The following is a 15,014-nucleotide window of genomic DNA, read 5'->3' on the forward strand; positions in this document are numbered from 1 at the left end:
CGTGAGCATCCGCTCGTGAGCACCATCACGCGGGCCGCCGCGACCGCCCTGGGCGTCGTCGCGGCGGCCGGCGCCGCCGCGTTCACCTACGGCGTGGTCGTCGAGCGCACGCGGTACACGCTCCGCACCGCGACCGTCGAGGTGCTCCCGCCCGGCTCCACGCCGATCCGCGTGCTGCACCTCTCGGATCTGCACATGGCGCCGTGGCAGGAGGACAAGCAGCAGTGGGTGCGCGAGCTCGCCCGCCTGGCGCCCGATCTCATCGTCGACACCGGCGACAACCTCGGCCATCGTGACGGCCTGACCGGCATCCGTTCGGCTCTGGATGTCTTCGCCGGCATCCCGGGCGTCTACGTCAACGGCTCGAACGACTACTTCGGGCCGACCCTGAAGAACCCGCTGCGGTACTTCATGGGTCCGTCGAAGCATCCGAAGGCCGTCGAGCGACTCGACACCGCCGCCCTCGAGAGCTACTTCGGGTCCCTGGGCTGGAAGAACTTGAACAACCGCGCGGTGACCCTCGAGGTCAACGGGACGATCATCGACCTCTTCGGCGTCGACGACCCGCACCGGCACTTCGATCGACTCGACCGCATCCCGGGCGCCCTCGACGAACTCCGCGAGGAGGACGACCGCGGCCCTCGGGTCACGATCGGGGTCGCGCACGCGCCGTACCAGTACGTGCTCAACTCCTTCGTCACGCACGGCGCCGAGGTGATCTTCGCCGGGCACACGCACGGCGGGCAGGTCTGCGTGCCGGGCTTCGGCGCCATCGTCACCAACTGCGACATCCCGCGCGAACAGGTCAAGGGGCTCAGCCTCTGGCGTCGGGGATTCCACTCCGCGTACCTCAACGTCTCGGCGGGAGTCGGCACCTCGATCTACGCGCCGTTCCGGTTCGCGAACCCGCCCGAGGCGACCCTGCTCACCCTCGCGCCGAAGCCTTGAGCGGGCCGAGAACGGAAGCGTTCTCGGGAGGTCGGATTATCGGCTATCCTTATTGAGGCCTCAGCTGCGGTGACGCAGCGAACCACTTCGGGGTGTGGCGCAGCTTGGTAGCGCGCCTCGTTCGGGACGAGGAGGTCGTGGGTTCGAATCCCGCTACCCCGACAGTAAGAAAACGAGAAACCGGCTGGAGACATGGTCTCCGGCCGGTTTCTCGTTTTGAGCCCGTCCCCCGTTCAGGGGTGAATCCGGGGGTGAAAGGCGGCGCGGCCGCCCGGCCTCCGGCACGACCCGACGTACTCTCGGAGGAATCCGAGCATCGGAGCCGGAGAGTCGGGAGTCGTCATGGAGCTGGTCACCGTCATCGGGATCGCGGCCGCATCCTGGCTCGCGATCGCGACGGCCATCGCCGTCGTCATCGGCAAGTCCATCTCCCTGCGCGACCGGGTGCGCTGAGCGCGCCGGGCGCCGGGCGCCGAGCCCACCCCGCCAAACGCCTAGCCCACCTCGCCGAACGCCGAGCGCCCGGCACCGAACGGCACCGAGCCGCTCAGCCCGCCGTCACGTCGACCGCGAACGCGACCTTCTCCCCGGTCGTCGAGTCGGTCAGCACCACATCGGTGCTCCCCTCCTTCAACGGCTTGAGCCCCGGGTTGAAGGTCGCTCCCCCGTCGGTCTTGCCCGGGACGAACTCGGCCACGGTGTCGTCGGAGATCGTCGCCGACCAGGCCGTGACATCCGAGTCCTTCGCGGTGACCAGGTCGACCGTGTTGCCGAGCGGCACCGTGACGGTCGTGCCGTCGAGGTCGGCGATCGTCACGATCACCGGGGGCAGCACGCCCGCACCGGCGGAGCCCGAGGCGGCAGCACTGGTGGCAGCGCCCGTGCCAGCGCCGGACCCCGAATCAGTCGAGGTCGTGCCGCTGCAGGCCGCGAGACCGAGGGCGGCGGCGCCCACCAGGGCGATCGTGCTTACGAACCGGATGCGGGAAGTCGAGCGTCGCATGTGTGCCCCCTGGGAGTCGGATGCCCGCTACCGTAGCATCCGCCGCCCGGTCGGCAGGTCACGATCGGCCGAGAACCCCGTGCGACTCCTCGAGGTAGCAGGCGCCGCAGAGCGACTCGTAGGTCACGTCTTCCCCGTCGATCGCCACCTGCGCACCGTCGAACACGTACCGCTCGCCGATCCGACGGGCGTTGAAGATCGCCTTGCGCCCGCAGCGGCAGATGGTCTTGAGCTCCTCCAGGCTGTGCGCGACCTCGAGCAGACGGATGCTGCCCGGGAAGCCCGCGGTCTGGAAGTCGCTCCGGATGCCGTAGGCGAGCACCGGGACGCCGTCCATGATCGCGATCCGCAGCGCGTCGTCGACCTGGGCGGGGGTGAGGAACTGCGCCTCGTCGATCAGCAGGCAGCTGATGTCGACCCCTGTCTCGCGGACCGCTTCGGCCCGGCGCTCGGCGAACTCCGCCCGCACATCCGTCTCGGGGGCGATCAGGAAGTCGGCGTCCCGCGTCACCCCGAGCCGCGACACGATCCGCATGTCGCCCTTGGTGTCGATCGAAGGCTTCGCGATCAGCACGTGCTGCCCGCGCTCCTCGTAGTTGTAGGCGGCCTGCAGCATCGAGGTGCTCTTGCCGCTGTTCATCGCCCCGAATCGGAAATACAGTTTCGCCACCCGAACACCCTAGCCCCCGCGCCGTGACCCGAGGGCGCTGCGGGCGAGGGTGAGCGTGTGGGTGAATTACCAGCGGAAATGCAGGGCTTGTGAGGAAATCGGACGCACCATAGTCGTATCAGTTCACCCGAATTGGAGACTGGCCGCCGAATCCCCATCCTCGGCCGGTCTCGTGGCCGGTCGTGCGTTTCCCCATCCGCGACCGGCCACCTTTCTGTCCGGCGTCGGAGCGACCAGCGGAAGCCCACGAGCGACCGACGACACGGCGGCCACGGCGACAACCGGCAGCGGCTAGCGACCAGCAGCGGCCACAGCCCTCAGAACAGCATCGGCTGCGAATCCCCCACCGGCCCGAACGACGGCAGCACCGACGTCGGGGCGAACCCCACGGGCGCGAACCCCTCGGGCAGGGCGCCCGACCTCGACGGCCCTCCGGTCACCCCGACCGGCCGCGCGCGGTTGAGCCCGTGCTTGCGGAACAGCGGCTTGGCCCGGGCAGCCAACCACTCCCGGTACTCCTTGGGGGCGTAGGGGCCCTTGGCGTAGATGCGGGCGTACGGCGACACCAGCTCCGGATGCTCGCGGCCCAGCCACCCGAAGAACCACTCCCTCACCCCGGGCTTCAGGTGCAGCGCCGAGTAGACCACACTCGAGGCGCCGGCGGCCGCCACCATCCCGAACGCGTGATCGAGGTGCTCGACGGTGTCGGTCAGCAGCGGCAGCACGGGCATCAGGAACACCTGGCACTCGAGCCCCCGCTCGCGCACCGCCGCGACGGTCGCCAGCCGAGCCTTGGTGCTCGGCGTACCCGGCTCGATCGACTGCTGCAGCTCGTCGTCGTAGACGGCGATCGACATCGCGATGCTCACCGGCACCACCTCGGCTGCCTCGGAGATCAGGTCGAGGTCGCGGCGGAGGAGCGACCCCTTGGTGAGGATCGAGAAGGGGGTGCCGGAATGCGCCAGCGCCTTGATGATCGAGGGCATGAGCGCGTATCGGCCCTCGGCCCGCTGGTACGGGTCGGTGTTGGTGCCGAGCGCCACCGCCGGATGCTTCCACGACTTCTTGGCGAGCTCGCGCTCGAGCACCTCCCCCACGTTGACCTTGACCACGATCTGGTGGTCGAAATCCTTGCCCTCGTCGAACTCGAGGTAGGAGTGCGTGGGCCGGGCGAAGCAGTAGACGCAGGCGTGCGAGCAGCCGCGGTAGGGATTGATCGTCCAGGCGAAGGGCATCACCGTGCTCGCGCCCGACACGTGGTTCAGCGCGCTCTTGGCCAACACCTCGTGGAAGGTGATGCCCGCGAACTCCGGGGTCTGCACGCTCCTGACGAGATTGTTCAGCCGGGCGAGCCCGGGGAGGGTCGCCGGCGTCTCGGCGGCGAGGGTCTGTCCGTTCCAGCGCATGCCCTATTCGAACACATGTTCGAATGGTGCGCAACGTCGGCGGATCAGGCCTCGTAGAGCTCCAGCGGCTGGCCGTCGGGGTCGAAGAAGAACATCATGGCGGCGCCGGTGTGCGGGTCGGTGCGGAGCTCTTCGCAGCGCACCCCCTTCTCCAGCAGTTCCTCCCGCGCCTCGGCCACCGAGTCGACCGCGAACGCCAGGTGGCGCAGGCCCGTCGACTCGGGCCAGCTCCGTCGCGCGGGCGGGTCGGGGAACGAGAACAGTTCGATCAGGTACTCGCCGTTCAGCGCGAGGTCGCCCATCCACGAGTCGCGCTCGGCGCGGTACACCTCGCTCAGCAGCGTGCAGCCGAGCACGTCGAGGTAGAACGCCTTCGACCGCTCGTAGTCGGTGGCGATGACGGCGATGTGGTGCACGCGCTTCAGCTTCACCCGAGAAGTCAAGCACGCCGCCGGGGTCGAGGCGGCACGGCCGACGGATGCACGACCGCGTCGGGACAAAAATTTAGCGGGATGAGAGGACCCGATACTCTCATCCCGCAAGGAGGCGTCAACGGTCCCGTCATGTTGAGCCGTTACCCTTACGGCCATGATCCAGGACCGCCTAGGACGTCCCCGTTGGCCTCACATTACACTGTCGAGCCGTTCGGCGGAGAGCCCCTTGCGGCCCAATTCGACATCTGGCGCAACCTGGCGAGAGATTTTATTCTGCTCGTAACATGCGCGTTGGCTGAGAGGATTATCGTCGGTCTCGTGAACGACATCGTGATCCACCGGAAGACCGAGACCATCGCGATCCTCTGCCGCCCTGAGGACGATCCGGAGACGAGCACGCCGCTCGCCACCGTGTATCTGATGAAGGACGGCTGGCACATGAAGCTCACGCATCGGCACGACCGATTCGCCTGGACGGGGCCCTTCGAGGCCCCCGAAGACGCGATCGTGCACTACACCCCCGCCGATGCGACCGGGCCCATCATGAGGATCGCCGTCTGACCTGAAGCCCTGCCCCTCACGGTCGCAGGAACACGCCCGCGCGCCGCATCAGGCACGCGAGCGCGATCCAGAACGCCAGCGCGGCCACCGTGAACCCGAGCTGCGCGTCCCCGGCGATCGCGAGGTTCCGCGCGAGCTCCTCGGCGATGGTGGTGCCGGATGCGGTCGGTCGCTCCAGCACGCTCATCACGACGTGCGACCCGAAGTAGACCAGCAGGCTGTTGCGCCCGAGCGCCACCAGCGGCCAGATCGCGGCGCCGACGACCGGGCCCACCCGCCGCCGGTCGGCGATCAGGTGCCCGATCAGCAGCGCGATCGTCGTCACGGCCGCGATCCGCAGGGCGAAGGGCGGGGTCCAGAGCCGTTTCATGACGAGCGGAACGTCGCCGGTGAGGAGCTCGGGCACCCAGAGCGCCAGCTGGCCGAGGAGCGCCAGACCGAGCGCGAGCGCGCCGAGCGGCAGGATGGCGGCTGTCACTCCGACGCCGCGCCGCGCCCGAGCCGCCGTCGCGTCGCCGGCCACAGCATCCGACGACCTGCGGCGACGGAGGGCGAGCAGCAGGTGCCCGACGGTCGCCCCCGCCGAGGCGCTGATCAGGGCGCCGAGGAGCGCGACCAGCCCGACCGGGTCGTAGCCCGCGGCCCCCTGGTGGTAGAGGTGAATGTCGCCGAAGACGGCCGGGTCGATCACCCCGGACGGGTTGCAGGTGGGCGAGAGCGCCCCGCCCTCGCATCCACGGGCCCAGACCGCGAGGAGCATCGTGTGCGCAGCCGCCAGGATCACGGTCACGACGGCCCAGGCGATCCACCCCCGCACCACGAGATGCAGCAGACCGATCACCGCCACCACCCCCGCGTAGAGCTGGAGCACCCCGGTGAACCACCAGGTCTCCCCGCTCCAGGAGTCGAGGGCGATCGCGTTGTAGATCAGACCGACGAGGAGCAGGACGGCGACCCGGCGGAGCAGCGGCCCCGGCCGCACCCGGCGGTGGAACGCGAAGGCGAGCCCGCACCCGGTGAGCGTGACGAAGACGGGGAAGACGAGATCCAACGGCTGCACGCCGTCCCACGGCGCATGGGCGAACCACGGCTCGGTCGCCAGGAGGGAGTTGACCGTGACGCTGGCGACGAGCATCAGCCCCCGCACCAGGTCGAGACTCGCGATGCGGGGTGAGTCGAACGACGTGGGCATTCCCTGAGAATACCTCAGGAGTTGTCGATGGTTGCCTGAAACGATCAGGGGCGGGGCGGGGGCGGGGCGGCTCGACGGGCCAGGTCGGCGTGGGTGTAGGCCGCGGTGGGGTTGCGGCCGAGGCGGTCGCGGAGGGCCGCGGCGAGCACGTGGCGGAGGTGGGTCGCGCGGGAGGCGCGGATGACCTTGCCGCGCAGGGTGTACGCATCCAGCAACGCCACCCGGGGCGCCCAGATCGGGCGGCGACGCCGGTTGGCGATGCCGGCCGCCGCCGTGAGGTGGAGGAAGGCCTGCGTCGTGCCGATCGCGCTCGCCAGGTCGACACCGGGCGCGATCGAGGGGAGGGAGGGCCGCTCGCCGGTCGGCCCGTCGGTGGTCATCGCGACGAGGCCGCGCAGGTCGCTGTACGGCGGCACGTAGGGGAGGAAGCGGCCGAAGTCGACCTTCTGCCGCGCGATCTCCTCCAGCGGTGCATCCGGCGTGAGGCCCATGAAGCGCTCGAAGGTGAAGCGGCTGCGCGGATGGAAGGCCGTGACGGTCGCGGCGAAGCCGACGTTCACCACGAGCAGGTCCGGGATGCCGAGCGCGCGGGCCTGGCGAGCGATCGTCGTCCCGATCTCCGGATGCGTGGTCTCGGACTCGTCGAAGACCAGGTTCGCCCCGGCGAGGAACTCGGCCGCGTTCTCGACGGTGACGCCGTCGTGGTAGCGGTGCACCACCGCATCCGGATTGATGTCGCGCACCTGCTCACGGAAGACGTCGACCTTCGAGCGGCCGTAGGTCGACGCCGAGGCCCCCGGCACCCGGTTGGCGTTCTGCGGCTCGAACTCCTCCGGATCGGCGACCGCGAAACTCGCCACCCCCATCCGGGCGAGCTTGGTGCCGACCTGGAAGCCGACCCCGCCGACCCCGGCGATCGCCACCCGGGAGGCCACGAGGGCCGCCTGCTCCGCTTCGCTCCAGAACCCGTAGTTGCGCGAGAACTCGGGCGCGTCGAGCGACTTCATCCGCCCTCGACCACAGCCTCGGCGGAGAAGGACGGAGTGGAGGACGTGACTCGCGCCGGATAGCCCGCGCGGGAACCGGCGGCCGCCGCGGCGGCGGCCTCGCGCTGCACGCGGGAGATGCGGCCGAAGTACTCCAGGGCGCCGTCAGCGGCGGCGAGCTGGCCGAGGATGGTCGCGTTGCGCTCGGTGATCCGCTCGGCCGAGCCGGCGAGGTCGAACTCGACCGGCAGGTTGTAGTCGAGGTAGTGCTCGATGTACCGGGGCTCGCCGATCCGGGAGATCGCGAGCACGCCGGCCAGGTGGCGCTCGAGCCACGGCTCGATGACCGCGAAGGTGCGGCCGACGTCGTGCGAGGAGAAGTAGGAGGACATCAGGGCGAACAGGTGCCACTGCACGAGTTCTTGCATCGCGACGCGCTCGTGCCGGGCGATCACCCGGGAGACCTCGACGCTCCCGAGGTCGAGCGGATCCTCCGCGAACAGCTCGGGGCAGAATTCCTCCACGGGCAGAGGCCGATCGACGCCGTCGGCGCCTTTGATGATCGTGCGCGCGACCCCGACGATGCGGACGCCCTCGGGAGCGTTCTCGAGCACCGCGAACGTGACCGAGCGCGCGTCGTCCGCATCCCGGTCCGTACCGTCGTCGGAGAGGTCGGACGGGTCGAGCTGGCCGGTCTGCTCGACGTAGACCCGGCGGCGGAACTCGAAGTGCTGGTGGTAGGCGTCTTCGAAACCGGGGAGGGCGACGCCGTTGATCCCGATGATCCCGGTGGCGAGCCGGGCCTCAGGGTCCGTCAGGAATGCCGGCGACCCGATGATGACCGGGATGACCGCCGCGTTGCTGACCGATCGATCAATCCGCGACACCGATGGTCCTCCGCGCCTGGTCCCCTACAGTCGACATCCGGACCACTTCGAATCCTCCGTTGTACAAGGGCGGATGGCCGTCCGGCGTGTCCGCGCGGCGCACGCAGCCGTGTGACCCGAGCATAGAAGCGCGGCATGTCGTTTGCAACTTGGGACGTTATGTCTCAAAATGGTTTCGGAAAGGGCAAACATGTCTGAGAACAGCTGGTCGAAGTCGGCTGCCGGCCGCGTCCGCGTGCCGAAGGACGAGGTGCGCACCAAGCTTCTCGACACCGCCCTGGCCCTGGTGCAGACCAATGGTCTCACCGTCGGGTTCGAGCACCTCCTGATGGACGACCTGATCAAGGCCGCCGGCGTGCCCCGCAGCTCGGTGTACCGCATCTGGGAGTCGAAGGAGGCCTTCTTCGAGGAGCTCCTGAGCGAGGTCGCGAACCAGGTCTCCCCCGGCCGCGCCGACGAGGAGTCGCTCGTCGCCACGTGGGAGTACCTCGGGTTCCGGGCCGACGAGCTCCGCACCGAGGAGGGCCGCCGCCGCATCCTGGTCGACGTCACCGGCCTCGCGGCCGAGCAGAACTTCGAGTCGGTCACCTCGTCGATCCAGTGGCGCACCTACGTCGCCCTCTCCAGCACCGCCCTCTCGTACCCCGACACCCGCGTGCGGGAGCGGATCATCGAGGCGCTGCGCAACAGCGAGCTCGCCTTCCTCGATCAGATGGAGGTGTTCTACCGCAACATCGTCCCCGCGGTCGGCTACCGCCTGCGCCCCGACCTGAACGACGACTACCGCCCTCTGGTGGTGGCCGCCGCCGCGATCATCGAGGGTCTGGGCATCGCCCGCACCACGATCCCCGACCTCGTCGAGGGCCGCTACAACGTCGACAACGAGGGCCGGCCCGCGGAGGTCTCACTCGCGGCCATCTCGTACCACGCGATCATCATGGCTTTCATCGTGCCCGACCCGAACTACGACGCCGAGGCCGCGATCGCACGCCTCTCCGGCGGCATCGACGAGCTGCCGGTCGTGCAGCCCCGCAGCCGCAGCACCGACGACTGAGCCGACGCCCGCCACGTCGCGACACGCCACGTCACGACTCGTCGTCCGACGAGTTCATTCCTGCGCGTCGGGCTCGGCCTCGTAGACGAACAGCAGTCGCAGCTCGCCCTCCTCGACGCTGACCGTCGACCGCCCGAACACGGCCCCCATCACGGTCAGGAACGTGCCGAGCCGGAACCGCGCGCCCGCCTCGGTCCCGCCGTAGGGGAGGCGCAGCAGGACGCTGCGGTGCGCGCCGACCGCATCCACCCGCATCCGCACCGGCTCCCCCGCCGGGTCCGACGCGTCGCCCGCGTCGCCCGCGTAGGCCGGGTCGCCCGGGACGGCCGGCTCGGCCGACCGCATCCGGAGCACGGCCGTCGTCAACGCCCTCAGGGCGACCTTCTGCTCCATCGAGAGCTCGTCGCCGCGGCCCCCGTCGTCGTGCACGGCCAGCCGGCCGGGGTGGGCCCGCGCCATCCGTTCGAGCCAGGGCAGCCCCATGTCGGTGATGATGACCGATCGCAGCACCGCCGACATCCGGCGCGCCTGCCGCACGTCGGCCGCGGTCACTGCGTCGCGCTCGAGGATCCCCTCGAGGAACGGGACGAGCTCGACCGACAGGATGCTGCGCCCGGTCTCGCGCAGCAGCTCCCGCACCCGGATCCGCACCCGCCGGGTGAGCCCGCTCACCTCCTTCGCGGCGGCCTCCTTCTCGCGGGAGAGCGCGAGGCTCGCCCGGTAGGAGAACACCGCGCCGGCCGCGCCGAAGAGGATGACCGGGGTCGCCGCGATGACCGCCGCCGTGACCGAGATCGGGATCGAGCTGGTCGGCGCCTCGAGCGCCGCGGTCACCCCGACGGCGAGCATCGAGACCGTGGTCGCCGCCGCCAGGTCCCGCCCGGGGCGGAACTCCGCGAAGGCCAGGATGAGGACCCCGACGACGATCGGCCCCCACCTGTCCCAGATCAGGTCGTCCGAATCCCAGCTGGAGATCGCCGAGGCGATGTTCGCCGCGTTCGCCAGCACGACCACGACGGCGAAGTCGCGGAACCGCACCGGCGTCCTGATCGGGTCGGTGACGACGACGAGGACGAGGGTCGCCACGACGAGGAGGAGGATGGCCGCGGACGCGGCGCCCGCATCCTCGATCAGCCTCGCGCCGGTGACGGTCCGGAGGATCGCGTAGAAGAGCACGCCGGCGCCGGCCACCCCGATCAAGGGATGGATGCCCCCGGCGCTGATCGGATCGAACCGGTGCGGGGCGCTCCGCCAGGCGAGGAAACCCCTCATGGGCGCGTCGCCTCCCTCGGCCAGCGGTGCTCGGCGGCGACGGGCAGGGTGAAGAGGTACGCGGTGCCGCTGCCGGGCGAGGTCCAGAGCGTCGCCGTTCCGCCGACGTCGTGGATCCGGCCCCGGATCGACTGCGTCACCCCGAACCGGTCCTCCGGCACCGCGGCCTCGTCGAAGCCCCGCCCGGCATCCGCGATCATCACGGCCACCGCATCCGGCTCCCCGTCGACCCCGATCTCGGCCCGGGTCGTGCCCGAGTGCTGCTGCACGTTGACGAGCGCCTGGCGCAGGGCGAGCGCCACCGCGGTGCCCACCTCCGGCGTCAGCCGGTGCAGGGAGGCGATGTCTCCGCCGACCTCGATCTCGAGGCCCTCGCCGCGCATCCGGTCGATCACCTCGGCGATCAGCGGAGGGACGGCTCCACGGCCCGGTTCGGTGGAGCGGCTGGGCCACCACGCACCCTCCTCGATGATCCCGAGGTCGCGGCGGAGGGCGACGCGCTGCGACTCGCTCAACGGGCCCGGCTCCTGCTGGGCGAGCACGGTCAGCTCGCTGAGCACCGTGTCGTGGAAGAGCGCGACGACCTGGGTCTCGAGCTCCTGCTGATAGGCGATCGCATCCGCTTCGCGCCGCGCCCGCTCGACCGCACGGAAGTCCACCGCCGACCGGTGCCGGAACACCAGGTTCGAGACCCCCACCGCCAGGATGACGAACGCCGCGACCGCCGTCATCGAATCGAAGTCCGGGAAGACGCCCGTGCAGACCGCGGTGGCGAGCACGGCCGACTGACCGAGGAGGTATGCCAGGGCGATGAAGACGATGGATCGCGCACCGAGCACCGTGGGGGCGATCGTGTAGACGAAGGCGATCTGCGGCAGGGCCAGGATGAACGGGGACTCGGCGAGCACGGCGGGTGCGTTCGGCAGGATGATCGCCGCGTAGCCGGCGATCGAGACCGTGCCGACCACCAGGTAGAGCAGCATCACCGGGAGCGTGCGGCGGACGTGAGCCAGCACCATGAGGCCGGCGAGCGGCAGGAGCAGGAGCAGCGCCGCTCGCGAGTCGTGCTCCGGCGACTCCACGTTGCGGAGGACCAGGAGCACCGCCGCGATCACGAGTGCGCTCGACCCTAGCCCGAGGGTGGCGCTGGAGAGTGCGGCTGCGGCGCTCCGCGCACTCGCCCCCTGCGGAAGTGCCGGCACATCCCCTCCCCCCGAGATCCTGCGAAGCCTGCGAGGCCTGCGAGGCCCCGTGTGAAGTGTGCCACGCCGCACCGGTCGAGTTCGCAAGACGATCGTCTGTAAACAGTGTGTTTCCATCCGATTTCCGCGGGCACCCGGCCCGACCGCCGCCGATAGCGTGCTGAGGATCCCCCTTTTACCGAGTAGGAGAACTGTGTCCGCATCACATCCGCGGTGGAGGGCGGCCGCCGTGTTCACGGCCGTCGTCGCCGCCGCAACTCCGGCCTTCCTGAGCGCTCCGGCCTTCGCCTCTCCGGCAGCCCCCGCGACGGTGTCAGCAGCCGTCGCCCCGACCCTCGCCGCCCCGGTCGCCGCCGGTGACGACTTCACGGTGACCGAGGTGCCGGGCGGCTACCTGGTCACGAAGACCCTGAGCGAGCCGCTCGAGGTGCGCAGCGACGTGCCGACCCTGTGGGCCGACGGCGTCGAGCTGGGCGCCGCGACCGAATCGCTCGACGGCCTGACCCTGACCGTCACGACGCCCGACCAGGCCGCGGCCACCGCCACGGTCGTCGACCAGGGCTGGCTCGGCTCCGGCGACCCCGCGGTCACGGCCGACGTCGACCGCTCGGCCGCCGAGCAGCTCGCCACCCAGCTGCCGTCGACCCTGGTGAACCCGGTGCTCGCCGCCGACCCCACCGCGACCGGCGGCTACGCCGTCAAGCGGCTGGACTACAACCTCGGTGACGAGGCCGAGGACATCCGCGGGTTCAACCGCAAGGGCGAGATCCGCGCCGCCGTGTTCATGCCGGAGGGGCTGACGGCCGAGGCTCCCGTCGTCGTCTTCCTGCACGGCCGCCACACCTCCTGCGCCGGCGGAACGCGCAACCCGCTGGCCTGGCCCTGCGGCCCCGGCCAGACCGACGTCGCCAGCTACCTCGGGTACAACGACGCCGCGCAGATCCTCGCCTCGCAGGGCTACGCCGTCGTGTCGATCTCGGCGAACGCGATCAACGCGCTCGACGGCACGCTCGCCGACGACACCGGCGCGCTCGCCCGCGCCCAGCTGGTCATGGACCACCTGGCGCTGCTGCGCGCCGCGAACGCGGGCGTCGACAACGGCCTGAGCCCCGAGCTCAAGGGCCACCTCGATCTCGACAACGTCGGACTCATGGGCCACTCCCGCGGCGGCGAGGGCATCATGCGCGCGGCACTGCTCAACCTGCAGCAGGGCGAGCCCTACGGCATCAAGGCGGTCCTGCCGCTCGCGCCGACCGACTACACGCGCATGACGGTGCCCGGCATCCCGACCGCGGTCCTCCTCCCCTACTGCGACGGCGACGTCGAGGACCAGATGGGTCAGAAGTACATCGACGACTCCCGCCACGCCTTCGGCGACGACGTGTTCCGCTCCTCGGTGCTGATCATGGGGACGAACCACAACTTCTTCAACACCGCGTGGACCCCGGGCAAGTACCCGGTGGCGACGAGCGACGACTGGGCCATCATGGACTCCCGTCAGACCGACCCCACCTGCGGCGCGAACGTCTCCACCACCCGGCTGAACTCCGACGAGCAGTACCAGGCCGGCAACGCCTACATCGCCGCCTGGTTCCGACTCACCCTCGGCGGCGACGACGAGTTCATGCCGATGTTCGACGGGTCGGATGCGAAGCCCGCGTCGGCCGGTTCGAAGGCCGACGTGCGCGTCTCCGCCACGCAGGCCCCGAGCGACCGCACGGACATCAACCTGTTCACGGCTCCCGACCAGAGCATCCAGGCCACCGGCGCCGGCACCTACCAGGCCTGCGTCAGCATGAGCCCGCTCGACGTGCCCTCGACCCTCCCCTACTGCGTGACGAAGCTCGGCTTCGCCCAGGCGCCGGACTACGGCTTCCTCAGCGCCCCGTACGGCAACGGCCGCGCCACCTCGGTGCCGTCGACCCCGTCGCTGCACTTCACCTACACCGCGCCGGCCTCGAACACCGCGGCCGCGGGCCAGCTCCGCATCCCGGTGCCGGCGTCGGCGTCGGACTTCAGCGCTCACGAGAGCCTGTCGTTCCGCGTCTCGCCCGACGACTCGGTGGCGGTCGGGGGAAGCACCGACCTCACGGTCACGGTCGTCGACTCGAAGGGCGGCACCGCCTCGGTGACCGCCTCGAGCTTCGGCGACGCACTCACGGTGCTCCCGGGTTCGGTCGACCCGCTCCGCAAGGTGCTGCTGCAGCAGATCGAGATCCCGACGACCGCTTTCACCGGCGTCGACCTCACCTCGGTGCAGCAGGTGCGCCTCACCGCGCCGCGCGCGGCCGGTGGCGTGCTGCTCTCGGACCTCAGCCTGCTGAAGCCGGTCACGCTCGGCACGCCCGAGCTCTCGACGCGCCCCTTCGTGTCGATGACCGACGTCAAGGTGGAGGAGGGCGACGGCGTGAGCTACGCCGACCTCCCGGTCGTGCTCTCCCGCCCCGCGGAGGTGCCGACCACGGTCTACGTCAGCGCGATCGCCCCGAACGCGTCGAGCAAGGTGCTCTCGGCCATGCAGCAGGTGGACTTCGCCGTCGGCGAGATCTGCAAGCCCGTCTCCGTCGCGGTGCAGGGCGACTCGGCCGCGGGCTCCGCGGCGTCGGCGACCTACATCACGAACGTCTCGGACACCCAGCAGGGTGCGACCATCGGTGAGGCCTTCGGCAGCATCCTGGTCCGCGAGGACGACGGCGTGGTCACGGGCGGCCAGCCCGGCACCTCGCTGCCGCCCGTCGGCGTGCAGGGCGACGCCTGTGCCGAGGCGCTCGCCGCCCCGGGCACGCTGACCCTGTCGTCGGCCACCGCGCATCCGGGTGACACGGTCACCGTCACGGGCTCGGGCTTCCGGGTCGGCGAGTCGGTCTCCCTCACCCTGGCCGGCGCGGCCGCCTCCACCCCCGTGGTCAGCACGGACGGTTCGGTGTCGTTCACCGTCGTCGTGCCGACGGATGCCGCGTTCGGCGAGGCGGCCCTGACGGCCGTCGGCGCCGGGTCCTCGGCCACGGCGACCGCCACGCTCCGGGTGACCGTGCCGGTCGACCGGATCTCCGGCGCCGACCGCTATGCGGCCTCGGTGGCGGCCTCCGAGGCCGGCTTCCCGACCGGGGCGACCACGGTCGTCATCGCCTCGGGCGAGTCGTTCCCCGACGCGCTGTCGGCGGCCCCCGCCGCCGCGGCCGCCGGTGCGCCGATCCTGCTCACGCCGGCCGGGTCGATCCCGACCTCGGTGCTGGCGGAGGTCGGTCGCCTGCAGGCCACCTCGATCCTGGTCGTGGGCGGACCGAACACGGTCAGCCCCGCGGTGGAGTCGGCGCTGAACGAGATCGCTCCGGTGACGCGTCTGCAGGGTGCTGACCGGTACGCGACGTCCCGGGCGATCGCGGAGGCGACGTTCGG

The 15,014-nt window shown here is 70.7% G+C and carries 13 protein-coding genes and 1 tRNA gene; 5 read left to right on the plus strand and 9 right to left on the minus strand.

Annotation, left to right across the window (positions count from 1 at the left end):
• The first annotated feature begins 15 nt into the window (after positions 1 to 15).
• Together AC59HU_RS17195 and AC59HU_RS17200 are read left to right on the plus strand one after the other, a co-directional pair.
• Entirely contained in the window at positions 16 to 948 is a 933-nt protein-coding gene (locus tag AC59HU_RS17195) for a metallophosphoesterase (protein WP_497224649.1), read from the plus strand.
• 88 nt (positions 949 to 1,036) lie between these two features.
• A tRNA-Pro gene (locus tag AC59HU_RS17200) sits at positions 1,037 to 1,110 on the plus strand.
• A gap of 385 nt (positions 1,111 to 1,495) precedes the next feature.
• Here AC59HU_RS17200 and AC59HU_RS17205 read toward each other — a convergent pair.
• The 4 genes from AC59HU_RS17205 to AC59HU_RS17220 form a co-directional block, all read right to left on the minus strand.
• Positions 1,496 to 1,951: a hypothetical protein gene (locus tag AC59HU_RS17205; protein WP_497224650.1), complete on the minus strand. Its 456-nt coding sequence runs from the start codon at positions 1,949 to 1,951 to the stop codon at positions 1,496 to 1,498.
• Between the two features lie 58 nt (positions 1,952 to 2,009).
• Entirely contained in the window at positions 2,010 to 2,621 is a 612-nt protein-coding gene (locus AC59HU_RS17210; RefSeq protein WP_497224651.1) for a thymidine kinase, read from the minus strand.
• Between the two features lie 317 nt (positions 2,622 to 2,938).
• Entirely contained in the window at positions 2,939 to 4,027 is a 1,089-nt protein-coding gene (locus AC59HU_RS17215) for an Rv2578c family radical SAM protein (protein ID WP_497224652.1), read from the minus strand.
• A 44-nt stretch (positions 4,028 to 4,071) separates the two neighbouring features.
• Positions 4,072 to 4,458 (minus strand): VOC family protein, encoded by a 387-nt coding sequence (locus tag AC59HU_RS17220; RefSeq protein WP_497224653.1) that lies wholly within the window; start codon positions 4,456 to 4,458, stop codon positions 4,072 to 4,074.
• A 321-nt stretch (positions 4,459 to 4,779) separates the two neighbouring features.
• On the opposite strand from AC59HU_RS17220, the gene AC59HU_RS17225 reads away from it, so the two are divergent.
• On the plus strand, positions 4,780 to 5,022 hold the full coding sequence (locus AC59HU_RS17225; RefSeq protein WP_497224654.1) for a hypothetical protein: 243 nt from the start codon (positions 4,780 to 4,782) through the stop codon (positions 5,020 to 5,022).
• A gap of 16 nt (positions 5,023 to 5,038) precedes the next feature.
• Here the strand turns inward: AC59HU_RS17225 and AC59HU_RS17230 are convergent, their stop codons facing one another.
• Genes AC59HU_RS17230 through AC59HU_RS17240 form a run of 3 tightly spaced genes read right to left on the minus strand, consistent with a single transcriptional unit; the run spans position 5,039 to position 8,087 of the window.
• A complete protein-coding gene (locus AC59HU_RS17230; RefSeq protein WP_497224655.1) occupies positions 5,039 to 6,214 on the minus strand; it encodes a heparan-alpha-glucosaminide N-acetyltransferase domain-containing protein in 1,176 nt (391 codons plus the stop codon).
• A 44-nt stretch (positions 6,215 to 6,258) separates the two neighbouring features.
• Positions 6,259 to 7,221 carry a ThiF family adenylyltransferase gene (locus AC59HU_RS17235; RefSeq protein WP_497224656.1) on the minus strand — a complete coding sequence of 321 codons (963 nt, stop codon included), beginning with the start codon at positions 7,219 to 7,221 and terminating at the stop codon, positions 6,259 to 6,261.
• Positions 7,218 to 8,087, minus strand: a complete 870-nt coding sequence (locus AC59HU_RS17240) for a hypothetical protein (protein WP_497224657.1) — start codon at positions 8,085 to 8,087, stop codon at positions 7,218 to 7,220. The genes AC59HU_RS17235 and AC59HU_RS17240 overlap by 4 nt, the downstream gene beginning before the upstream one ends.
• A gap of 190 nt (positions 8,088 to 8,277) precedes the next feature.
• Here AC59HU_RS17240 and AC59HU_RS17245 point away from each other — a divergent pair, with 190 nt between their 5' ends.
• The gene (locus AC59HU_RS17245) at positions 8,278 to 9,141 is read left to right on the plus strand and encodes a TetR/AcrR family transcriptional regulator (protein WP_497224658.1); all 864 of its coding nucleotides are present in this window, start codon (positions 8,278 to 8,280) and stop codon (positions 9,139 to 9,141) included.
• A gap of 54 nt (positions 9,142 to 9,195) precedes the next feature.
• On the opposite strand, the gene AC59HU_RS17250 is transcribed toward AC59HU_RS17245, so the two are convergent.
• Complete coding sequence (locus AC59HU_RS17250; protein WP_497224659.1) at positions 9,196 to 10,413, minus strand: hypothetical protein; 1,218 nt, start codon at positions 10,411 to 10,413, stop codon at positions 9,196 to 9,198.
• Positions 10,410 to 11,615, minus strand: coding sequence for a sensor histidine kinase (locus AC59HU_RS17255; RefSeq protein ID WP_497224660.1), 1,206 nt, complete (start codon positions 11,613 to 11,615; stop codon positions 10,410 to 10,412). Before AC59HU_RS17255 ends, AC59HU_RS17250 begins: the two co-directional genes overlap by 4 nt.
• A 193-nt stretch (positions 11,616 to 11,808) precedes the next feature.
• On the opposite strand from AC59HU_RS17255, the gene AC59HU_RS17260 reads away from it, so the two are divergent.
• Positions 11,809 to 15,014, plus strand: a 3,206-nt coding sequence (locus tag AC59HU_RS17260; protein WP_497224661.1) for a cell wall-binding repeat-containing protein, incomplete at its 3' end; no start/stop codon positions are given.

The organism is Herbiconiux sp. 320_LB, from assembly GCF_059691755.1.